23 protein-coding genes are annotated in these 20,547 nt (G+C 72.6%); 14 read left to right on the top strand and 9 right to left on the bottom strand.

The window, feature by feature from the left end; all coding sequences use genetic code 11:
- Positions 1 to 1,512, top strand: a 1,512-nt coding sequence (locus ABME01_RS01560; protein ID WP_353826587.1) for a CocE/NonD family hydrolase, incomplete at its 5' end; no start/stop codon positions are given.
- Positions 1,513 to 1,527: 15 nt separating this feature from the next.
- Here the strand turns inward: ABME01_RS01560 and ABME01_RS01555 are convergent.
- Entirely contained in the window at positions 1,528 to 2,958 is a 1,431-nt protein-coding gene (locus ABME01_RS01555; protein ID WP_353826586.1) for an MFS transporter, read from the bottom strand.
- 188 nt (positions 2,959 to 3,146) lie between these two features.
- Between ABME01_RS01555 and ABME01_RS01550 the strand changes: the two genes are divergently transcribed.
- A complete protein-coding gene (locus tag ABME01_RS01550; RefSeq protein WP_353826585.1) occupies positions 3,147 to 4,085 on the top strand; it encodes a DUF1214 domain-containing protein in 939 nt (312 codons plus the stop codon).
- A gap of 102 nt (positions 4,086 to 4,187) precedes the next feature.
- Positions 4,188 to 4,604 carry a CBS domain-containing protein gene (locus tag ABME01_RS01545; RefSeq protein ID WP_353826584.1) on the top strand — a complete coding sequence of 139 codons (417 nt, stop codon included), beginning with the start codon at positions 4,188 to 4,190 and terminating at the stop codon, positions 4,602 to 4,604.
- A 9-nt stretch (positions 4,605 to 4,613) separates the two neighbouring features.
- On the opposite strand, the gene ABME01_RS01540 is transcribed toward ABME01_RS01545, so the two are convergent.
- On the bottom strand, positions 4,614 to 5,954 hold the full coding sequence (locus ABME01_RS01540) for an NAD(P)/FAD-dependent oxidoreductase (protein WP_353826607.1): 1,341 nt from the start codon (positions 5,952 to 5,954) through the stop codon (positions 4,614 to 4,616).
- 220 nt (positions 5,955 to 6,174) lie between these two features.
- Between ABME01_RS01540 and ABME01_RS01535 the strand changes: the two genes are divergently transcribed.
- Complete coding sequence (locus ABME01_RS01535; protein WP_353826583.1) at positions 6,175 to 6,801, top strand: TetR/AcrR family transcriptional regulator; 627 nt, start codon at positions 6,175 to 6,177, stop codon at positions 6,799 to 6,801.
- A gap of 63 nt (positions 6,802 to 6,864) precedes the next feature.
- Positions 6,865 to 7,035, top strand: a complete 171-nt coding sequence (locus ABME01_RS01530) for a hypothetical protein (RefSeq protein WP_353826582.1) — start codon at positions 6,865 to 6,867, stop codon at positions 7,033 to 7,035.
- 337 nt (positions 7,036 to 7,372) lie between these two features.
- Here ABME01_RS01530 and ABME01_RS01525 read toward each other — a convergent pair whose 3' ends face one another.
- The 3 genes from ABME01_RS01525 to ABME01_RS01515 form a co-directional block, all read right to left on the bottom strand.
- On the bottom strand, positions 7,373 to 9,418 hold the full coding sequence (locus ABME01_RS01525) for a hypothetical protein (RefSeq protein WP_353826581.1): 2,046 nt from the start codon (positions 9,416 to 9,418) through the stop codon (positions 7,373 to 7,375).
- A 258-nt stretch (positions 9,419 to 9,676) separates the two neighbouring features.
- Positions 9,677 to 10,222 (bottom strand): hypothetical protein, encoded by a 546-nt coding sequence (locus tag ABME01_RS01520; protein ID WP_353826580.1) that lies wholly within the window; start codon positions 10,220 to 10,222, stop codon positions 9,677 to 9,679.
- Between the two features lie 254 nt (positions 10,223 to 10,476).
- Positions 10,477 to 10,989, bottom strand: a complete 513-nt coding sequence (locus ABME01_RS01515) for a methylated-DNA--[protein]-cysteine S-methyltransferase (RefSeq protein ID WP_353826579.1) — start codon at positions 10,987 to 10,989, stop codon at positions 10,477 to 10,479.
- A 178-nt stretch (positions 10,990 to 11,167) separates the two neighbouring features.
- Between ABME01_RS01515 and ABME01_RS01510 the strand changes: the two genes are divergently transcribed.
- Positions 11,168 to 11,428: a DUF1876 domain-containing protein gene (locus ABME01_RS01510; protein WP_353826578.1), complete on the top strand. Its 261-nt coding sequence runs from the start codon at positions 11,168 to 11,170 to the stop codon at positions 11,426 to 11,428.
- 37 nt (positions 11,429 to 11,465) lie between these two features.
- Here the strand turns inward: ABME01_RS01510 and ABME01_RS01505 are convergent, their stop codons facing one another.
- Both ABME01_RS01505 and ABME01_RS01500 read right to left on the bottom strand, forming a co-directional pair.
- On the bottom strand, positions 11,466 to 12,275 hold the full coding sequence (locus ABME01_RS01505) for an SDR family oxidoreductase (protein WP_353826577.1): 810 nt from the start codon (positions 12,273 to 12,275) through the stop codon (positions 11,466 to 11,468).
- Entirely contained in the window at positions 12,272 to 12,787 is a 516-nt protein-coding gene (locus ABME01_RS01500; RefSeq protein WP_353826576.1) for a hypothetical protein, read from the bottom strand. The genes ABME01_RS01505 and ABME01_RS01500 overlap by 4 nt, the downstream gene beginning before the upstream one ends.
- 85 nt (positions 12,788 to 12,872) lie before the next feature.
- Between ABME01_RS01500 and sigJ the strand changes: the two genes are divergently transcribed.
- From sigJ to ABME01_RS01475, 5 genes are all read left to right on the top strand, one after another.
- Complete coding sequence (gene sigJ, locus ABME01_RS01495) at positions 12,873 to 13,922, top strand: RNA polymerase sigma factor SigJ (RefSeq protein WP_353826575.1); 1,050 nt, start codon at positions 12,873 to 12,875, stop codon at positions 13,920 to 13,922.
- A 28-nt stretch (positions 13,923 to 13,950) separates the two neighbouring features.
- Positions 13,951 to 14,415, top strand: coding sequence for a DoxX family protein (locus ABME01_RS01490; protein ID WP_436407380.1), 465 nt, complete (start codon positions 13,951 to 13,953; stop codon positions 14,413 to 14,415).
- 134 nt (positions 14,416 to 14,549) lie between these two features.
- Positions 14,550 to 14,927, top strand: a complete 378-nt coding sequence (locus tag ABME01_RS01485) for a YciI family protein (protein WP_353826574.1) — start codon at positions 14,550 to 14,552, stop codon at positions 14,925 to 14,927.
- A gap of 114 nt (positions 14,928 to 15,041) precedes the next feature.
- Positions 15,042 to 15,971 carry a hypothetical protein gene (locus ABME01_RS01480; protein ID WP_353826573.1) on the top strand — a complete coding sequence of 310 codons (930 nt, stop codon included), beginning with the start codon at positions 15,042 to 15,044 and terminating at the stop codon, positions 15,969 to 15,971.
- A gap of 2 nt (positions 15,972 to 15,973) precedes the next feature.
- Positions 15,974 to 16,498 carry a hypothetical protein gene (locus ABME01_RS01475; RefSeq protein ID WP_353826572.1) on the top strand — a complete coding sequence of 175 codons (525 nt, stop codon included), beginning with the start codon at positions 15,974 to 15,976 and terminating at the stop codon, positions 16,496 to 16,498.
- Here ABME01_RS01475 and ABME01_RS01470 read toward each other — a convergent pair.
- Together ABME01_RS01470 and ABME01_RS01465 are read right to left on the bottom strand one after the other, a co-directional pair.
- A complete protein-coding gene (locus ABME01_RS01470) occupies positions 16,409 to 17,227 on the bottom strand; it encodes a S8/S53 family peptidase (protein WP_353826571.1) in 819 nt (272 codons plus the stop codon). The two genes, ABME01_RS01475 and ABME01_RS01470, sit on opposite strands and share 90 nt — an antisense overlap.
- A gap of 279 nt (positions 17,228 to 17,506) precedes the next feature.
- A complete protein-coding gene (locus ABME01_RS01465; RefSeq protein WP_353826570.1) occupies positions 17,507 to 17,677 on the bottom strand; it encodes a M23 family metallopeptidase in 171 nt (56 codons plus the stop codon).
- Positions 17,678 to 17,782: 105 nt separating this feature from the next.
- Here ABME01_RS01465 and ABME01_RS01460 point away from each other — a divergent pair, with 105 nt between their 5' ends.
- From ABME01_RS01460 to ABME01_RS01450, 3 genes are read left to right on the top strand one after another with little or no spacing between them, the layout of a single operon-like run.
- The gene (locus tag ABME01_RS01460; protein ID WP_353826569.1) at positions 17,783 to 18,718 is read left to right on the top strand and encodes a NaeI family type II restriction endonuclease; all 936 of its coding nucleotides are present in this window, start codon (positions 17,783 to 17,785) and stop codon (positions 18,716 to 18,718) included.
- Positions 18,719 to 18,760: 42 nt separating this feature from the next.
- Entirely contained in the window at positions 18,761 to 19,258 is a 498-nt protein-coding gene (locus ABME01_RS01455; RefSeq protein ID WP_353826568.1) for a very short patch repair endonuclease, read from the top strand.
- A complete protein-coding gene (locus ABME01_RS01450; RefSeq protein WP_353826567.1) occupies positions 19,258 to 20,514 on the top strand; it encodes a DNA cytosine methyltransferase in 1,257 nt (418 codons plus the stop codon). The genes ABME01_RS01455 and ABME01_RS01450 overlap by 1 nt, the downstream gene beginning before the upstream one ends.
- Positions 20,515 to 20,547: the final 33 nt, after the last annotated feature.

Genomic DNA, 20,547 nt, shown 5'->3' with positions numbered 1-20,547 from the left:
CGCCTGCCGACGGTGGTGATCCGCAGCCCGTACGGGCGGCGCGGCGGCATCGGCACGATCGCGCGCGTCCTCGCGTACGCGGGGTTCACCGTCCTGTTCCAGAGCTGCCGCGGGACGAAGGGCTCGGGCGGGGAGTTCCGGCCGTGGGTCGACGAGCAGGCCGACGGCATCGCGACGTACCGCTGGGTGCGCCGCCAGCCGTGGTTCACGGGTCGCCTCGCGGCCACCGGGGAGAGCTACATGGGGTACGCGGTGTGGGCAGCGGCGGGGCGGTTGCATGGCGAGCAGTCGGAGGATGCGCCGAAGGCGCTCGTCGCCGAGGTCACGATGCCCGACTTCGGTCCGGTCGCGTGGGAGCACGGGGCGTTCGCCCTGAACACCGCGCTCGGCTGGAGTCGGGGCATGGATCGGATGCGGCAGGGCCGCATGAACCCGCTGGCGATGCTGCTGCCGGATCGGGCCCTACAGCGGGCCCTCGACGTGCTCCCCCTCGGCGCCGGCGACTCGGCCGCCGCGGGCCATCCGATCGGGTGGTACCAGGACTGGCTCCGGCACGAGGACCTCGACGACGGATACTGGGCCGAGCAGTCGCACGCGGCATCCGTCGCCGACGTGACCGCGCCCGTGCTCATGGGCACCGGGTGGTACGACCTGTTCCTGCCCGGGCAGCTGCGCTCGTACCGCCGACTCGTCGACGCGGGGAACCCGCCCCGCCTGACCATCGGGCCGTGGAGCCACCGGTCGCCGGGACGCGGGGCACCGTCGCATCGCGACACCGTGGCCTTCCTCCGCGAGGTGTTCCTCGGCGAGGCCTGGGACCGCCCGGCGCCGGTGCACGCCTTCCAGACCGGCGCCGAGCGCTGGCACGACCTCCCCGAGTGGCCGCCGCCGGGCGTCTCCGACGAGACCTGGCGGCTCGGCGCCGATGGGGGCATGTCCCCGGATGCCGCGGCGGCGGGCGTCCGGTCGTTCACGTACGATCCGGCGCACCCGACGCCCGCGCTCGGCGGCCCGTGGCAGCAGCGCGGCGCCGAGCCGGTCGACAACGCCGAGCACGAGGAGCGGGCGGATGTCATGACCGCCCGGTCCGACGTGCTCGGCGCGCCGCTCGACCTCGCGGGCGAACCCGTCGCGGCCGTGCGCATCCGCTCGAGCGCACCGAGCTTCGACGTGTTCGCCCGGATCACCGACGTGCACCCGGACGGACGGTCGATGACCGTGTGCGACGGCATCCGGCGCATCGGCTCGGTCGGCTCGGCCGCGACCGACCCGGAACCCGACGGCGAGGGCTTCCGCGAGGTGGCGGTGACGCTGTGGCCGACGTTCCACCGGTTCGCGGCCGGGCACCGCATCGGCATCCAGCTCGCTTCGGGCGCGCACCCGCGCTGGGCGCGGAACCCCGGCACCGGCGAGCCCGCGATCGACGCGGCGGCGACGGTGGTCGCCCATCAGGAGCTCGCCCATGGCGGGGCGACCGGCACCCGGATGACGCTGCCGGTCTGGTCGCCCTGATCCCGCGGGTCGGGCTCACTCCGTCGGGCGCCGGCCCGGCGCGAGCGCCTCGACCCGCCCCGGCCGCGCGGGGATCAGCAGCGCGGCGAGCACGCCCGCCCCCGCGAGCAGCGCGAGCAGGAGGAACGCGCCGCCGTACTCCGCGGCATCCGGTGCGGCCCCGCCCACGGCGAGCGCGGCCGCGACGCCCGCCGCGCCGAGCGCGCCGCCGACCTGCCGTGCGACGACGTTGACGCCCGTGGTCACGCCGACCTCGTCGTCGGGCACCTGGTCGACGAGCACGTTGACCATGCCGGCCGACGCGACCGCGATGCCCGCGCCGAGGAGGACCGTGCCCACGAGCAGTGCGGGGAAGTCGCGCGTGGCGGCGAAGATCACCAATCCGCCGGCCGCGGCCGTCACGGCCCCCAGCACGACCGGCCCGCGCGTGCCGATGCGCCGGCGCAGCACCCCGGAGAGCGGGCCGACGGCGAGCATGGCGAGGGAGGCGGGAAGCAGCAGCAGCGCGGCATCCGTCACCGTGCGCCCGAGCCCGCGCCCCGTCTCGGCGGGGGCCTCGGCGAACGCCGGCAGGAGCACGAAGCTGCCGAGGAGCGTCGCCCCGAGCAGCAGCGCGGTCAGGTGCGTGGCCCAGACGCCGCGACGGCGGAGCGTTCGCGGGTCGACGAGCGGATCGGGGCTGCGGTGCTCGCGCACGAGCCAGGCCGCGATGAGCCCGGCGCCGAGGGCGAGGCAGCCCGCCACGGCGAGCGCCGGGAGCGGCCAGAGCGGCGCCTCGGTGAGCGCGACGAGCAGGGCGGCGAGCCCGAGCGACAGGCGCAGCGCCGAGCGCACGTCGAGGTGCACGTCGGGGTGGGTCGGGATGTGCGGGAGCGCGGCGGCGATGAGCAGCTCGGCCGCGACGAGGAACCCGAGCGGCACCCACGACAGCGCACGCACGCCGACGTGGTCGACGAGCAGGCCCGCGATCACGACGCCGAAGCCGGTTCCGGTGGCGAAGGTCGCGGTGACGAGCCCGACGGCGGCCGCCCGACGGCGCTCGGGCACGACGTGCGGCACGCACGCGATCGCGAGCGGGAACGCGCCGCCCGCGAGGCCCTGCACGGCGCGTCCGGCGATGAGCCAGCCGAGGTCGGGGGCGAGCGCGGCCATGACGAGGCCGATCGTGACGACGGGCACCAGCATCAACAGCATCCGGCGGGCCCCGAACGCGTCGCCGAGCCGGCCGAGCACCGGCGTCGAGGCGACCGCGACGATGAGCGTGGCCGTGAGGGCCCAGCTCGACTCGGCGACCGTCGTGCCGTACGACTCGGCCGTGAGCGCGAGGGTCGGCGCGCTCATCGCCTGCGGCAGCACGGCGCCGAACGTCGCGAGCACGAGCCCCGCGGTCGCGAGGGCGCCGCGCACGCCGACCCGCGACGGGGCGGACGACGTGGGCGCGTTCACGCGACCACGGTACTTCGGGACCGGACACGGCGGAGCGGACGGCGGATGGTGCGCCTCCGACGCGCGAGGCCTCCTCGGCCCGGCCCGTGCCCGGCCCGTGCCCGGCGCACCGGGCCGGAGGTCCCGTGGGCGCATCCGGGCCGAGCCTAGGCTGACCCCGACCGTCAGTGGATCAGGGGGATGAGCCGATGGCCGAGCAGGTCGATGTCGACAACTTCGTGCGCGCCGAGACCAACCGGATGTTCGCCGCGCTCGCGGCGCAGGCCGGCGGCACCGGGAGGTGGGTCCACAACCGCGTGCCGACGCCGATCGACAACCAGCCCGTGATCCGGCAGAACCGCGACACGCTGTACAGCATGGCCGTCGTGGACGTGTCGGACGGCGTGACGTTGACGCTGCCCGACGCCGGCGATCGCTACCTGTCGGTGATGGTCGTGAGCCAGGACCACTACATCCCGTTGATCTTCCACGGGCCCGGCGAGCACCGGGTCCGCGCCGACGAGGTCGACACGCAGTGGGCCGTGCTCGTGCCCCGCGTGCTGGTCGATCCCGCCGACGACGAGGACATCGCGGCCGTGAACGCGCTGCAGGACGCCTTCGTCCTCGACGCCCCGACCGGCGACGCGTTCCCCATGCCGGAGTACGACGACGCCTCGTTCACGGCCACGCGCAACGCGCTGCTCGAACTCGCGCGCGGCGTCAGCGGGTTCGCGAATGCGTTCGGCCGGCGCGGCGAGGTCGACCCCGTGCACCACCTGCTGGGGACGGCCGCCGGATGGGGCGGCCTGCCGAGTTCCGAGGCCGCCTACGTCAATGTCGAGCCCAGGCTCCCGGTCGGCGCGTACGCGCTGACGGTCCGCGACGTGCCCGTCGACGCGTTCTGGTCGGTCACCGTCTACGACCCTGCCGGCTACATGGAGGCGACCGATGGGCTCGTCAGCGTGAACAGCGTCACGGCGACCCCGAACGACGACGGCAGCGTGACCGTGCACTTCGGCGGCCCGGACGACGGACGCCCGAACCGCCTGGGCCTCATGGACGGCTGGAACTACATCGTGCGGATGTACCGGCCGCGGCACGAGGTGCTGGACGGCAGCTGGACGTTCCCCGAGGTCGAGCCCGCGTAGGGTACGCCCCTCGTGACGAGCGTCAACCCCGCAGCGGTCGGGGTGCGACCGACGTAGCCTGCCGCGGTGATCGCACCCGAATGAACCGCGAAGGGAGAGATCATGACCCTGGCACGAGACCTGATGACCCCCGACCCCGCCTACGTGACGGAGACGCAGTCGATCGCCCACGCGGCGCGGATCCTGCGGGACCTCGACATCGGATCGCTGCCCGTCTGCAGCGACGAGGAGTTGCTCCGCGGCGTGCTGACCGAGCACCAGATCGTCACGACCTGCGTCGCCGACGGCGCAGACCCGAACGCGATGCGCGTCGGGGAGCTCACCTGCGGTCCGCCGGCGACGATCGGCGTGGACCGCGACATCCGGGAGGCGCTGCGGATGATGCAGCAGCGCCGGATCCGGAGGCTGCACGTCACCGACGGCGGTCGGCTGGTCGGCCTCATCTCGCTGGCGGACGTCACGAGGTGCCTCGCGGACGACGACCCGGAGGAGGACGTCGAGGCGAGCTCCGCAGCCTGATCGGGACGGTCAGCGCCCCGCGACGAGGTCGGCGACCCGCGCGATCGGCGACGTCGTCGCGCGCCCGCGCGCCTCGGCGCGGTCGGCCGCGTGGTACGCCGAGTAGATCGCCTGCACAGCGAGCCAGCGCAGCGGCTCGACCTCCCAGGGCTTCGCGCGGTGGTTCACCCACGGCAGCCGCGTGAGCTCGGTGTCGCGGCCGAGCACGAGGTCGCGGAGCGTGCGCCCGGCGAGGTTCGTCGCGGTGACGCCCGTGCCGACGTACCCGCCGGCCCAGCCGAGCCCGGTCGCCGGGTCGTGGCCGACCGTGGCGGCCCAGTCGCGCGGCACGCCGAGCACGCCCGCCCAGGCGTGCGCGATCCCCGCCTCCGACGTGACCGGGAAGAAGCGGTGCAGGAGCGCCGTGAGGCTCTCGATGGTGCGCGCCTGCGTCGCCCCGTCGTGGTCGACGCGGGAGCCGTAGCGGTAGGGCACGCCGCGCCCGCCGAACGCGATGCGGTCGTCGGCGGTGCGCTGGGCGTACATGTAGACGTGCGCGAAGTCGCCCAGCGTCTCGCGGCCGTTCCAGCCGATCTCGTCCCAGGCGGATGCCGCGAGCGGCTCGGTGACGATCATCGACGAGTTCATCGGCAGCCACGTGCGGTGCTCCCCCGCGAGGTTCGGCGTGAACCCCTCGGTCGCGCGGAGCACGTGCGCCGCGCGCACGGTGCCGTGGGCGGTGCGCGCCTCGCCGGGCGCGATCTCGGTGACGCGCGTGCCCTCGTGGATGGCGACCCCGAGCCGCTCGACCACGTCGGCGAGCCCGAGCGCGAGCTTCGCGGGATGCACCCGGGCGCAGTGCGGATGCCACAGCGCGCCGAGCACGCCGGCGACGTTGACCCGCTCCGCGGCCTGCCGGGCCTCGAGCACCTCGAGGTCGGTCCCCGGCCACTCGTGCTCGGCCTGCGCGGTGGCGCGGAGGCGCGCGAGCTGTGCGGGCGCGGTCGCGACCTCGAGCTCGCCGCCCTTATGGATGCCGGCGTCGATGCCCTCGGCGGCCGCGACGCGGATGACCTCGTCGACCGTGTCGTTGAGCGCCCGCTGCTGCGCGATCGCGGCATCGCGCCCGTGGCTCCTCGCGTACTGCTCGCGGCCGCCCGTGACCGAGTTGGTGAGCCATCCGCCGTTGCGCCCCGACGCGCCGAACCCGGCGAACCGCTGCTCGAGCACGGCGATGCGCAGGTCGGGCTGCTCGCGCTTCAGGTAGTACGCCGCCCAGAGCCCGGTGTAGCCGCCGCCGACGATCGCGACGTCGAGGTCGAGGTCGCCCGCGAGCGCGGGTCGCGGCGTCGGAACGCCGACCTGCTGCATCCAGAACGAGACGCCGCCGTTGGCGGGACGGCCGGGTCCGTCGGCGCGGCCGGGTCCGTCGGCCGCGGTGCTCCGGATGCCCTCGGGGGTGCGGTCCTCGCTCATCGTGCTCCTCCGTGCAACACTGTTGTACAACGCCGTTGTGAACCTATGCGGGCGGCCGCGGATTGTCAACGGACCGAGCGCCATCCGCTGCCCCGCCCACGCGAAGGAGGACCCGATGCCGGCCGAAGTCGACACCGCCGAGCGCCTCGCCGACCTCGCGCGCGCGACCGTCGAGGTCGCACGGGAGCGCGGCACCCACGCGGTCACGCTCAGGGCGGTCGCCGAGCGGCTCGGGCGATCGACGGCGTTCATCACGCACTACGTGCCGAGCCGCGCCGAGCTCATGGCCAACGCGCTCGAGCACGCCCGCACGCAGTGGGACGCCGAGCGCCGCGAGGCCCTCGGCGACCTGGTCGGCGTCGAACGCCTCGCCGCGCAGGTGCGCTGGATGTGCACCTCCTCCCCTGAGGAGTCCGTCTTCCGCAGCCTCTGGATCGAGGTCATCGCCGACGTGCGCGCGGGCCACGACCGCGCCTACGAACTGCTCCGGTCGGTGACGGATGCCACGTACGCGAGCTTCCTCGACGGCGCCCGCGCGGTCGACCGCGACGAGGCCGCCCGCATCGCCGACCTCCTCTACCTGACCTGCCGCGGCTACGAGGTCAAGTCGGTCGAGGACCCGGAGGGCTGGCCCGACGAGCGCGTGCAGCGTTCCGTGGAGCTGCTGCTCGACACGCTCGTGTTCGCGCGCTCGGGTGCCGCCGCGATGTCAAGCCCTGCCGCTCCGGACCCGCGCGGGTGACGCTGGGGAGGTCAGCCTCACCGCGGCGCCCGGGCGGACGCCGCCCGAGCGAAGGAGCCGGACATGAGCGACACGAACCCGCCGAGCGACACCCCGCTGGAGGACCAGCGCGACGACGCCGAGTCGGTGAAGCGGCCAGATGATGATCGGCCCGGGGACGCCGACAACGCCGAGCCGATGACCGACTCGACCGACGGCGGCCTGGACGGCGACGAGCCGGGCGTCGAAGAATAGGCGCGGCGTCGCCCGAGCGCGGGCGCGCCCGACCCCCCGGGGAGGTCCGGTGGCGGGTGGGACCAGCCGTGCTCTGCTTGGCGCTGCCCTCGTGCCCGCGATGCGGATGCTCGCGGGGCAGGGCCCGCGTCGCGTGGGCCGCCTGAAACCCGGTGTTCCCGCTCTTGTCTCACGGCTCGACCGGACGTTCTCGAGTTGTCTCGCGCCATCCGGTCGTCGCTGACGCGCGCCGCCGGACGGGCGCCGTTCCGGGCGTCACCGTACTCGCGTCGCGAGACGAGCGGATGGGACGAAGGTCACGCGCTCGGGCGCGCGCGATCCCCGACCCGACGCGGGCCTACTCGGCGCCGAGCGCCATCCGCGCGTGCCGGTACTTCTCGGCGAGGCGGTGCTGCATCGCGAAGTCGAGCCGGCGCAGGCGCCACGGTGCCGTGTTGTCGTCGATGTCGGCGAGCTTCACGCGGCGCGCGACCGGGTGGCGGCGGATCGCGGCGTAGTACTCGTCGGCCGACACCTCGGGGCGCCGGGTGAGCAGCTCCACGACCTCGACGATGTCGGGCATCATGCCCGCCTCGAGCAGTTCGCGCGCGGTGATCGGGGTGTCCTCGAGCACGTCGTGCAGCCAGGCGGACGCCGCCGCGACCGGGTCGTGCTCGGGGTCGAACCGCTCCGCGACGCGACCGGGGTGGTCGATGTAGGGCAGGCCGCTCTTGTCGAGCCGGCCGCGGTGCGCGACGAACGCGATGCCCTTGGCGAGCGAGACCTGCACCAGCCCTTCGGCGCCCGAGAGGTGCACGGCCGAGGCCGCGCCGCCGACCGGAGCCGCGTACGACGGCCCGGCGTGGTGCGACGCCGGCGGGGCGGCGACCGTCCAGTGCGGCTGGGGGACGGGGCCGGGAGCCGGGGCCGCGTGGTGGCCGTGCGCGCCGTGGCCGGCGTCGCGTCGCGCCTCCGGCGCGCCGGGCTGGGTGTACGACCGGCGCGTGCGCATCGGTCCCGTCGGGGCCTCCTCGGCGTCGGCGATCGGGACCGGGAACGCGGCGGCGGCGGCGGGCGGGGTCGGGAAGGCCGGGCCGGCGGGCGGGGCCGGGAACGCGGCCGGCGCGGCGGGCGGGGCCGACGGCGCCGACCAGTGGTCGGACTGCGTCGTCGGCCACGGCGCCGGCGGCTGGGACGCGGGCGCGGGGTCGGCCGCCGCGGGCTGCTCCGGCTCGGTCGGCGATGACGGCTCGGCGCCCTCGGTCGGGGCCGGGACGCCGTGCGCGCGCCCGTTCGGCGACGCGTGGTCGGCCTCGGCGCCGACGTGCTGGGCGTCGTCGGGCCGCTCGGTCGACTCGTGAACGGCGTCGTCCGCGTCCTCGTCGGGCTGCACCGCCGCGGCGAAGGCCGCCGGGTCGAAGTCGGTCGGGGCCGCGCTCGGCGTCGCGTCGAAGCCGCGTGCGGCGTCGAGCACCGACGCCATGTCGAGGTACTGGGTCGCGACGTCGGTGTACCCGTCGTCGCTGCGGTCGGCGGCGTGCGCGGCGGCGTCAGCGCCGTCGTGCTCGGCGCGCTCGCTCGCGTCATCCGCCGCGCCGGCCGCGTCGAAGTCGTCGTCGCCGAACGCAGGTGATGCTGGGGCGGGCGCCGGCGCCGCGGGCGCGGGCGCCGCGACCGGCTCGGCGGGCGGCTGCGCGGATGCCGTCGCCGCGTCGTCGGCCGGGGCCTCCACCTCGGGCTGCTCGCCGGTGCGGCTGCGGTGCGGGATGGCGGTGTCGTCGAGCTGGGAGAGCCAGGCGGCCAGCAGTTCGTCGTTCTCGTCGAAGGTCATCGGTTCCTCCTTCTTCTGGTCGCCGGTGGCAGCCGGCACGGATGCGGCGTCCACCGCTCCGACCGGTACGACCGTCGTCTCGCGGGCCTGCTCCTCCAGGCGGGCCGCCTCGGCCTCGGCGATGGGGTCGCGGCCCTGCAGCGCGCGCGTGAAGTCGAGCTCGTCCTCGAGCCGTCGCAGTTCGCGCTCGTCGATCTCGAGCATCGACCGGGTGCCGCTCTTGCGGCGCTGCTCGAACGAGAGCTCGTCGACCTCGGTGAGGCTGGTGCCGTCGTTCGAGGTGAAGTACCGCCGACGGGCGCCGTCGGTGACCGCGACGATCACGGCCTCGAACTCGCCGCCCGGCTCGAAGCAGCTGAGGAAGTAGCGCGTGCGGTCGCCCTGGGCGACATCGGCGGGCTTCGGCACGGGCGGCAGCGGCACGGGGCCCGTGGCCCGGCGACGCGCGCGGCTGCCCGCATTGGTGCTGTTCACGCGCTCGGTCCACCACGCCGTCGAGGGCGCCGCGTCGGTGCGGTTCGGGTCGTTCTCGGCGAACTCGTCCATCGGCTCGTCGTCGGCAGGGGCGCTCAAGCGGGGCTCCGGGGGTGGGTTCGGGGGTGTCGGTTCTGGGGGTGTTCGGCGATTCAGGGGCCGCGGGGGGACGGCGTCACGGTCGACGCGTACGCCCGATGGTACGGGTTCGTGGCGATCCTCGCCGCCCCGGGTTGCGGCATGCCGAATCCGTGGCGCGAGCCATCCGTCCCCTTCCGCGCGATTGCGCGGCGCGAGCGTCCGCGAACGGTCGCCCCGGGAGCGCCGGGGCGACCGTTCGTGGACACTCGTCGGTGGCTACTCCGCCTCGACGCGCTCCGCGTCGATGTAGTAGAGGCCCTCCCAGTCGCCGAAGACGTCCTCGTCGAGTTCGATGCCCCAGTCGTCGCCGAGCTGGCCGGCGTCGAACGCGCCGACGACGCCGGTGACCTCGACGGTCGATGCGACCGCCGGGCCGTCCTCGCCGCTGCGGTCGACGATGAGGAGCGGGTCGATGTCGCCGTCGGCGCTCACGACGGTGAAGGCGAAGTCGGTGAAGGTCTGGTCGACCGTGCCCGTCATCGTCACGCGCTTGCCCACGTACGAGTCGATCTCGTCGAGGACGCCGGAGTCGTAGGGGCCGTCGTAGGCGCTCTCGCCGGAGTCGTCCGCGTCATCCGTCGCCTCGGTCTCGTCGACGCCGTCGGTCGGGTCGACGCTCTCGGTCGGCTCGGTGCTCGCGGTCGGGTCGAGGTCGATGTCGACGCCACTGGCGTCGCACGCGGTCAGGCTCAGCGCGCCGAGCGCCAGTGCGCCCGCGGCGGCGAACCTGAGGGCTCGCTTCCTGCTGGTGGTCGTGATCATGTGCGCCTCCGGTCTCGTTGGTGCTGTGATGTGGACCCCAGCCAACCGTCGTGGCGCGCGCGGCGACAGGGAGTTGACGCCTCGCCCGAATGCGGTATGGCGCGCGCGTCGTCGACCGCCCCGGTCGGCTCGCCGCCCCATCCGGCGGTGCCGCGAGTGTCCATCGGATGTCGGAACGGCGGGCGCGATGCGACATCGAGTGGACACTCGCGAGGGCGCGGGGCGCGGGCGCGCGGCGCGCGGCGCGGGCCGCGTCAGAACAGGCGGCGCTGCGCGACGACCTCGGCGCCCTCGAGCTCGAGCAGGCGGCGCTTGCGGTCGAGGCCGCCGGCGTACCCGGTGAGCGAGCCATCCGCCCCGACCACGCGGTGGCACGGCACGAGGATGCTGATCGGGTTCCGTCCGACCGCCCCGCCGACGCGTCGGGCGAGGTTGCGGTCGCCGAGTCGCTCGGCGAGTTCGCCGTAGGTCACGGTCTCACCGAACGGGATCTCGCGCAGCATCCCCCACACCGCATGCTGGAACTCGTCGCCCATCGGCGAGAGCGGCAGGTCGAAGCGGATGCGGCGCCCGGCGAGGTACTCGTCGAGCTCGACGCCGAGCCGGTGGAAGAGCGCGTCGTGCTCCGCGTCGACGGCGACGCCGAGCGAGTCGGGGGCGGGCGGATGCCAGTGGCCCGGGAAGTACAGCCCCGCGAGCCCGTCGTGGTCCGCGACGACGAGCAGGTCGCCGAGGGCGGTGCGGAGGGTCGCGTGGCGGCGGGGCATGCCTCGATTCTCCCGCGGCGCGGGCGCGCGGCGGTGCCCATTCGTGGCGGGATTCGGACGTCGCGGCGCGCGACCACCGGACCTCGGGACGGGCGTCCGCGAGCCCGCGCCGCCGCCCGCAGCGCTCGGTACCCTGAGGGCGGAACGACCAGGAGGGGTGGTGGGTTCCATGCCTGCGATGAAGCAGTGGAGCGTCACCGTCGAGATCGACGAGGAAGAGAACCACACGGTCGCGGAGGCCACCGTGGTCACACCGGCGGGGCACGACGTCACCGGCGTCGGCAAGGCGGATCGCAACCCCCTCGATCCCGACGTGCCGGCCATCGGCGACGAGCTCGCGGTCGCCCGCGCGCTGCGCAGCCTCGCCGAGCGACTGCTGCACGCCACCGAGAAGGACATCACGAGCCTCACCGGCGAACCGGCGCACGTGCATCGGTAGCACGCGGCCGGCCGCCGGCGAGCGCAGCTCCCCGCGATCAGGTGCGAGCGGATGCCGCGGCATCCGTGCGCGCGCCGATCGGCGTGTGGTCGTCGGAGCGCAGCCAGTCGTCGAAGGTGATGATCGCCCGATCCGCGTCGGCACCGCCGCGCAGCGCGCCCGACGCCGAGGCCGTGCCGTACGGCCCGGGGAACGGGAACTCGACGACCGGGCGGCGGACGCCGTCGTGCGCGAAGATCCGGCGGACCATGTCGGCGAGCCGTTCCTCGCGCGGGCCGGTCAGGTCGCGCGCCCGGCCGGCCGGGGCGTCCGCCGCGACCTCGACGAGGCGTTCGCCGACCTCGCGCGCCGCGACGGGCCGGTACCGCCCGATCGGGATCGGCGTGAGCAGGCGCCCCAGCGACAGCCGCGCCGTCACCTGCTCGGCGAACTCGTGGAACTGGGTCGCCCGCAGGATCGTGTGCGGCACGGGCGCGGCGTCGACGAGGCGCTCCTGCGCGAGCTTGCCCGCGAAGTACGACGCGTCGACCCCGTCGATGCCGACGATCGACAGCGCGACGTGATGGCCGACCCGGGCTTCGCGCTCGGCGCGCAGCAGGTTCGTGGTGACGGCGGTGAAGAAGTCCCGCGACCGCGCGGCCGAGGTGGTCTGCACGCTCGTGACGTCGATCACCGCGTCGACCCCGGCGAGCGCGTCGGTGAGCGACGCGCCGTCGGGGCCGGTGCCCCGGGCGAGGTCGTAGCCGGCGCCTCGGGTGAGCGGCAGGATGTCGTGGCCGCGCGCCTCGGCGGCGGCGGTGACGTGGCGTCCGACGACGCCGGTCGCTCCGGCGATCGCGATCTTCATCGGGTCATCTCCTTCGTGTCGGCGGCGGTCCGGGTGGATGCCGCGGTGGGGGTCGCGGTGCGGGTCGTGGTGCGGGACGCGGCATCCGTCGCGCTCGCGACATCCGCTCGGCGCCCTTCACGCCCGGGGCTCAGCAGCACGAGGCCGAGTGCGAGCGAGATCGCGAGGGACGTGATCGAGGCGGCGTCCTCCGCGGCCTCGTTGTGGCCCAGATGCGTGACGTGGTAGCCGAGGTGCAGCGCGCCGAAGGTCGTCCAGGCGAGGCCGAGCGCGCGGAACATCGCGGTGCTGCGCCAGACGAGCCCGGCGATGCTCGCGGCCCCGAGGCCGAGGTACAGCGCGCCGACGTCGCGGATCAGGTGCTCGTTGAACGGCCCGTCGGTCGAGACCCAGGTGCCGAGCATGCCGGGGAAGGAGTCGTAGAACGCGCGGGGCGCGAACGCCGCCCACCCGCCCACGACGAACGCGATGGCCGCCGAGGCCGCGAGCGCGGCCGTGTGGATTCTGCTCATGCTCTTCTGACGACATGGGAGCCGAGAGTGTGAGGCGGCTCACGATTCGGGCCGCTGTGTCGTCATGCTGGGTATGAGGGATGGAATGACGACGACGGATGGCACCGGGGCCGACGCCCGCGACGACGGCAGCGACCGCGCGAACGCTGCCGGGCACGCCGGGCGCGCGGCGCTCGCCCGCGACGACCTCGCCGACGTGGTCGACGAGCGTCGGCGGCTGCTCGCGCTCGCGTACCGCATGCTCGGCACGACCGGCGAGGCCGAGGACGCCGTGCAGGAGACCTACGTGCGCTGGTACCGGATGTCGGATGCCGAGCGCGCCGCGATCGCGAACCCGCAGGGCTGGCTGACCCGGGTCGCCGGGCGCGTGTGCCTCGACCTGCTCGGCACCGCGCGGGCGCGGCGCGAGCGCTACGTCGGCCCGTGGCTGCCCGAACCGCTGCCCGCCGGCTTCTTCGCCGCCGGCACCGGGCCGGCCGCGGCATCCGCCTCGACGGTCTCGGCCGGTGTCGGGTCCGGATCGGTCACCGCCTCGACGGGTGACGCCGCCGACCCGCTCGACCGCGTGACCCTCGACGAGGCGGTCAGCAGCGCCCTGCTCGTCGTGCTCGAGTCGATGACACCGCCCGAGCGGGTGTCGTTCGTGCTGCACGACGTATTCGCCGTGCCGTTCCCCGAGATCGCCGAGATCGTGGGCCGCTCCCCCGCCGCCGTGCGCCAGCTCGCGAGCTCCGCCCGCCGCCGCGTCGCGGCCGAACGCTCCCGCCAGGTGCCGCGCGCCGAGCACGACGCCGTCGTCGCGGCCTTCGCCGCCGCCGCCCAGGCCGGCGACCTCGCGGCCCTCATGCGCGTGCTCGACCCCGAAGTGACCCTGAGCTCCGATGGCGGCGGCCTCGTCTCCGCGGCCCGCAAGCCGGTGCTCGGCGCCGACCACGTCGCGCGCTTCCTCCTCGGCCTCCTCGCGAAGAACCCCACCGACCGCGTCGAACCGCGAGCGACCATGGATGGCACGGGCTTCGCGGTCGTGCGCGACGAAGAGGTGATCGGAGTCGTGAACCTGCGCGTCGTCGCCGGACGCGTCGCCGACGTGTGGATCATGATGAACCCGGAGAAGCTGGGGGCGTGGCGCGACTGAGTCGCTCACGCGATGGCACACTGGCCCGATGCCGACCCGCACCCGACGCCCCGCCCGAACGCGACGCCCCCGCCGCCCCGGCCCGCTCACCGTCATCCGCTCGGTCGCGCGCTGGCTGCTCGCAGGCATGCTCGTGTTCGCCGGTCTCTCGCACCTGTTCTGGGCGCGGAAGGGGTTTCGCATCGCGGTGCCCGACTGGCTCGCGACCGAGACGGCCGACAAGGATGCCGTCGTGATCGCCTCGGGCGCCGCCGAGATCCTGCTCGGCACGGCCGCGGTCGCCCTGCCCCACGAACGGCGGCGCGTCGGCCTCGTGATCGCCGCGTTCTTCGTGGCCGTGTTCCCCGGCAACGTCCACCATTGGCGCACGGGCCGTTCGGTGCCGCTCATGCGCACCGACCGCGCGCGGTTCCTGCGCCTGTTCCTGCAGCCCGTGCTCGTGGCGTGGGCGCTGTGGAGCACGGCGCCCGACGGCTCAACGCATCGAGGCTGAATCTGTACATATTTCTGTACAGATTCGTGCCGGCTCGAATCGAGGGACGGGTCGGCAGGGATGTCGATCGCGTCGACCTCCGTTCGACGTCTTCAGTGAGGGCGACCTCCGCCCGCTCACGAGAGGACCGACCGATGACCCAGTACTTCCTGACCATGCCCCACGACTCGGCCGAGGAGCCGACGATGGAGTCCATGCAGGCCATGGACCCGGCCGAGCTCGCCGCCGTGATGGCCGCGGTCGACGAGTTCAACACCGCGCTCGTTGAGTCCGGCGCGTTCCGCTTCGCCGGCGGCCTGCACCCGCCGTCGACGGCGAAGACCGTGGATTCCTCGGGCGCCGAGCCGCGCGTGCTCGACGAGCCCTTCGTCGAGGCGCCGCTCTACGTGGGCGGCTTCTGGGTCATCGAGGCGGATGGCGAGGCCACTGCCGTCGAGTGGGCGACGCGCGCGTCGCGCGCGCTGCGGACGCCGATCGAGGTGCGTGCACTGCAGGGGGAGCCGGAGGCGTAGCCGCGCGGGATCCATGACTCGGTGGGCACCCTGACGCGACGGCCGTCGGATTCGCGGGACACTGGTCGAGCACGGCGACGGACGTGGCCCGCCGCACGGCACGCGGAGCACATGATGAACGGCCCGACCGGAGTCGACGACCGCGTCCCCGAACCGCCCGAGGACACGCCATCCGCCGCGCCCGAGCCCGCGACCCCCACCTCGAAGGTCGTCATCGAGTGGATCGGCGTGCTCCTGCCGTTCACGACCGTGCTCACGGCACTCGCGTTCTGGTTCGGCTGGACGCTCACGAACTCGCGCAGCCGCTACCTCGGCGTCGACGCGAGCGTGTTCGGCTTCACGCCGACCGACTACATCCTGCGCAGCGCCGATGCGGTCATCGTGCCCATCATCCTGATCTGCCTCGGCGGGCTGCTGTGGGTGAGCCTCATCGCGGGCGTCAACGTGCTGCTCGACCGGCCGGAGCTGCGCCATCCGGTCCGCATCGGCGCCACGATCGCCCTGGCGCTCGCGCTCGTCGGGGTGCTCGTCGCGCTGCGCGCGATGTTCGTCGGCTTCGCGCCGGGCACGCACTACCTGGCCGCGCCGATGGTGCTCGGCGTCAGCGCCCTGCTCGCCGGCACGTCGGCGACCGTGCTCCGCCGCACCGCCGCCGACCCGAAGCAGCGCCTCGCCCGCCTGTGGGGCCGGAGCGGCGTCGTGCTCATCGCGACGATCGTCGTCGCGAGCCTGTTCTGGGGGTCGACGCTGTACGCCGACGCGCTCGGCCGGGGTCGCGGACGGGATGTCGAGCAGCAGCTCGGGCGCCTGCCATCCGTCGTGGTGTTCAGCGCTGTCCCGCTCGGCCTCGAGCCGCCCGCCGAGCCGCAGCCGGTCGATGACGGCGGCCGGTACGTCGTCCGGTACGACGGGCTCCGGCTGCTGCTGAAGTCCGACGGCTCCTACTTCCTGCTGCCCGACGGCTGGCGCAGCGGCGAAGGCCCCGTCATCGTGCTCCGCGACGACGGGGACATCCGAATCGAATTCACGGCTGGAGGTGGATGACGATGCACGCCATCCCACGCTTCGCAGCCGCGGCCGGCGCCGCGGCACTGTTCCTCGCGGTGCTCGGCGGGTGCGCGACGGCCGATCCCATCGGCTCCCAGGAGACGTCCGCGCCCGAAGCGAACCCGGAGCCCGATACCGACGACGTCACCCAGACCGAGGAGCCCGTCGAGACCAACGAGGTCCGGCTCACGTGGGTCGAGACGAGCGGGGCGTCGAGCGCCACGGTCGAGTTCCCGTTCGGCCTGCCCTACTTCGCCTTCTTCGAGGTGAACGTCGACGAGGGATCCGCGGTAGTCGACTCGATCGCGCTCGACACGTCGGGCGAGTTCAGCGTCGACAACGACGGATGCACCGGCCAGACCGTCACCCCCGACCTGCCGTGCTCCATCTCACTGCTGTTCGACCCCGACAGTCCGGGCACGTATGAGGCGACCCTACGGGTGACGACGGACGACGGGTCGGAGGCGAGCATCCCGGTGCTGATCGAGGCGGTCGAGGATTCCGGCACGGAAGGCTCGGGCTGAACGAAGCGCACCGCTGGTCGATTCACCGAGCGGATGCCGCGGGCGCGATGCCAATGCCGCCCTTCGCGTTGTCGACCGCGACCTCCCGAGCACCGCCGTGCCGTGCCACGCGTACGCCTGGCTGACGCCCGAGATGATCGTGATGCCGGCCGCCGCAAGGTCCTCGTGGTTCAGCGTCCACCCCTGCTCGAGGTCGACGAACCCGATGCCCGTGCCATCCGTCGCACCCCACGCCCACCGCGCGTCGATGCCGTCGGGCGCGGCATCCAGGTACCCCTGGTTCCCGCTGCGCGGGTCGTCGCCCGCATTCACCGGCGGCGGCGTCGGCCCGCCCTCGACGTAGGCGGTCTCGACGTCGTCGCGCGCGTCGAGTTCCTTCGCGAGCTCGGCAGCGGATGCCTCGTCCCGCACCGTGATCGCCGCATACCCGTCGAACCGGGCCCGCCGCCCCCGCCCGAGCCGCTCCCGCTCGTCGCGCCCCACCATCGGCTCGAGGTACGCCTCCCCGGCCACCCGATCCTGGTACTCCGCGATCACATCCCCGAGGACCGCGACCGCATCGACCAGCTCGCGGCCGACGTCGTCCTCCCGCTCCCCCGCCCGCCGCTCACCCGGACGCTCCTTCAACGCCCGCTCGCGCCGCGCCGCATCGGTGACTTTGACGACCACCCGCGGTTGCACCTCCGGCGCCTCGGCCGGGTCGAGCTCCTTGCCGTCGATCATGCCCATGATCCGCTCCCCTCCGTTGCGGATGGCGGTCGTGCGCGCGCGTGCGCTGGGCGCCGCGCGCGGGCGGCCGGCTACTACCGATGTTTACGTGGTGATCATGCGCCGGGGTGAGGGCGGATGCATCGGGGTGGGCCCGGAGGTCTCCACCGGCCTCGAACGGCCCGGTGACATGGGATCGCGATTGCCTTCCACCGATCAGACCGTTTGCAGAATACCGATCCCGATCATTGCGGAATACCGATTGATCGCGGCGCGTCAATCCGGCCCCCGGTCGTGCGATCAGGTTCCGGACACGGCGCGGAGCCGTTCGCGCCGCCCGGGGATGCCGTTCGCGGTCATCAGGCCGGCGGAGTCCATGAGCTGGAAGTGCAGGTGCGGCGCGGTCGAGTTGCCGGTGTGGCCGACGCGGCCCAGGAGGTCGCTGGATGCCACCCGCTGACACGCGACCACGGCCACGCTCCGATCTGGCCGACCTGTCGACGTCAAATCGCTCGTCGGTCCACGGTTTGTGTGGCGACAGATCACTCGTGCGATTCGCCGGTAGAGTCATCCGATATGACCCGACTTCTTGACGAGCAGCCGGAGCCCGACTCTGAACGCGAAGAAGTCGTCCAGGAGATTCTCCGGCTGGACCCGTCGGGCGAGCGATGGGCCGCGATCCTCAGACATACCTATGACACGCTCTACAACGGGGCAGAAACTGGTCGATATCGCTGGGATCAGCTAGCAAAGACCGAGAAGACGCATTTTGGCACCATCTTCGAGATCAACGCGCAGCGTGCCTTCGAATTCGCCGACGGCGACAAGCTCGACTTTCAGATCGCGGGTCACGATGTAGATGCGAAATGGAGTCAAGACGACGGTAAATGGATGCTGCCGCCGGAGGTCATCGGCGCTCTAGCGCTCGTTGCTACGGGCAGTGACACGCGCGCGACGTTCTCGCTCGGAGTGGTCAGGGTCAAGCCCGAGTACCTCTCCACGGGCGCCGGCAACCGAGACAAGAAGCTAACGCTAAGCGCTTTCGGGCGAACTCAGGTGCTATGGATCTGGCGCGATGCGTCATTCCCGCCTAGCGTCCTGCTGCAGTTGCCGCCGTCGGATGTGGATCACATCTTCGATCATCGCTCCGGCACCGTGCGTGTCGATCGCCTCTTCCGCGCTGCCGAGGGTCGTCCGGTGCACCGCTCAACTGTGCGAACGGTCGCAATGCAACTCGATGACCAGAAGCGCGTTCGCCGGAACGGGGGATCGCGCTCGTCGCTTGCACCGGAGGGCTTCATCATCCTTAGCGGCAAGTATCATGCCCATCTCGTTCAGGCCCTCGGGTTCGCCGAGCTGTCGCCGCTTCAGTACCTGTCGGTTCGCGTTGTGCCGTCGGATGACCAAGATCATGGCGCAATGATCGCTGGGCGTCGCTGGCGGCGGGCGCGACCGGAGGAACAGGTAACGGAGGCAGCCCCAGATTTGCCTGAACGCGGGGTCCGGGAGTAGCAGAACGATGCCGGCATCCGCGAGGTGCCGCAGGATGGTTAGGTGAGCTACGCGCCTCCCAACGACCGCCGCAGAAACATGCAGGCGAACCGTCGCCGTGACACGCGACCAGAGAAGCTCCTGCGCTCGCTCCTCTTCGCCGAGGGGTACAGATACCGTTGCGACATGCGCATCCAGCTGACCGGTTCGTCAGCTCGGCCCGACATTGTCTTCACTCGGAGGAAGATCGCTATCTTCGTCGACGGGTGCTTCTGGCACTCCTGCCCGGAGCACGGATCAGTGCCGCGGCGCAACATCGAGTACTGGGCACCCAAACTCGAGCGGAATCGAGCGCGTGACGCAGCACAATCGCAGGCCCTATCGGACGCCGGCTGGCGCGTAATCCGGATCTGGGAGCACGTCGCCCCGGATGTTGCACTGCAGACGGTGATCGAGGCGGTGCGCGCCAGCACCACCGAACTCCGCGAGCCTGGTCATGTCAGCGGCTCCGCCGAAACTAAGCTGACGCAAGGTTCAGCGCCAGATGGGAAGAGTGGGTAGTGGGCACATCGCGGTATTCAGCGGTCGAGATCTGCGCAGGTGCGGGTGGCCAGGCTCTCGGGCTTCATAAAGCAGGGTTTAGCACGTCACTCGCCGTCGAGCTGGATCCCACCGCCGCCGAGACCCTCCGACAGAACCTGGGGATCGAGGTTGCTGTTGGCGATGTTGCGGACACCGCGGTATGGCAACCATCGGCCTACGAAGGCGTGGACTTGCTTGCTGGCGGCGTCCCGTGCCCCCCCTTCTCGATCGCCGGCAAGCAGCTCGGATCCTCCGATGAACGCGATCTGTTCGCTTGGGCGATTGAACAGGTTTCCGTATTGCGCCCACGAGCAGTCCTTTTGGAAAACGTTCGAGGACTCGCCTCGTCTCGGTTCTCTGGCTACCGGCAGCGAGTGCTCGATCGACTCGCGCAGCTCGGCTACACCGGTGACTGGCGGTTGCTCCATGCCTCGGATTACGGCGTCCCGCAGCTCCGTCCTCGTTTCGTTCTCGTCGCCCTTTCGTCCGAGGACGCTCCTTACTTCAGGTGGCCTGAACCGAAGCCCGTGGACACGACCGTGGGTGAACTGCTCCGCGACCTGATGGCTGCCAATGGGTGGCCGCACGTCGACGAATGGGTGGCCATGGCATCGGGGATTGGCCCCACGATCGTCGGAGGTAGTAAGAAGCATGGTGGCGCAGATCTTGGCCCCACGCGCGCCAAGCGCGCCTGGGACGCCCTTGGAGTGGACGGTCGAGGGATTGCGAACTCGCCCCCCAGCTCTGACGCCCCGCCCGCGTCGGTAAGCCGTCCGCGCCTAACGATCGAGATGGTTGCGCGACTCCAGGGGTGGACCGAGGCGGACAGTTGGGAGTTTGCTGGTCGCAAGACCTCCCAGTACCGTCAGATCGGCAATGCCTTCCCGCCGCCCGTCGCCCGGGCTGTCGGCAGCTCGATTGTCACTGCGCTCAACCACGATGGAGTCCCTCATGACATCCCTCAGCTGTCAGCGGAAGTTCACGATCCGATCTACCGAGCTCTCGCTACTTCCGAGGGATACGTCAGTATCGAAACTCTCGTCGCTACCCTCAATGAGCACAACCTGTCCGAGGTTGAGCAGCGGCTGACTCGGCTGGCGCAGGACTTCGTCTTGGACGTGGATGTGTCAGACAAGGGCACTTCGTACCGCTTGGGCCAGTTCAAAGGTTTCACTGGGCAAGAGGACCACCTTCGGCATGAGTTGTTCGAGCGACACCGGAACAAGGTCAGTTGACAGTCACATTTCGCGATCCCGGCATCCCTCTCA

Source organism: Agromyces litoreus, assembly GCF_040496015.1.
Taxonomy (GTDB): Bacteria; Actinomycetota; Actinomycetes; order Actinomycetales; family Microbacteriaceae; genus Agromyces; species Agromyces litoreus.
The sequence above is the reverse complement of the archived record's forward strand: the minus strand, read 5'-3'. Positions and strand labels throughout refer to the sequence as shown.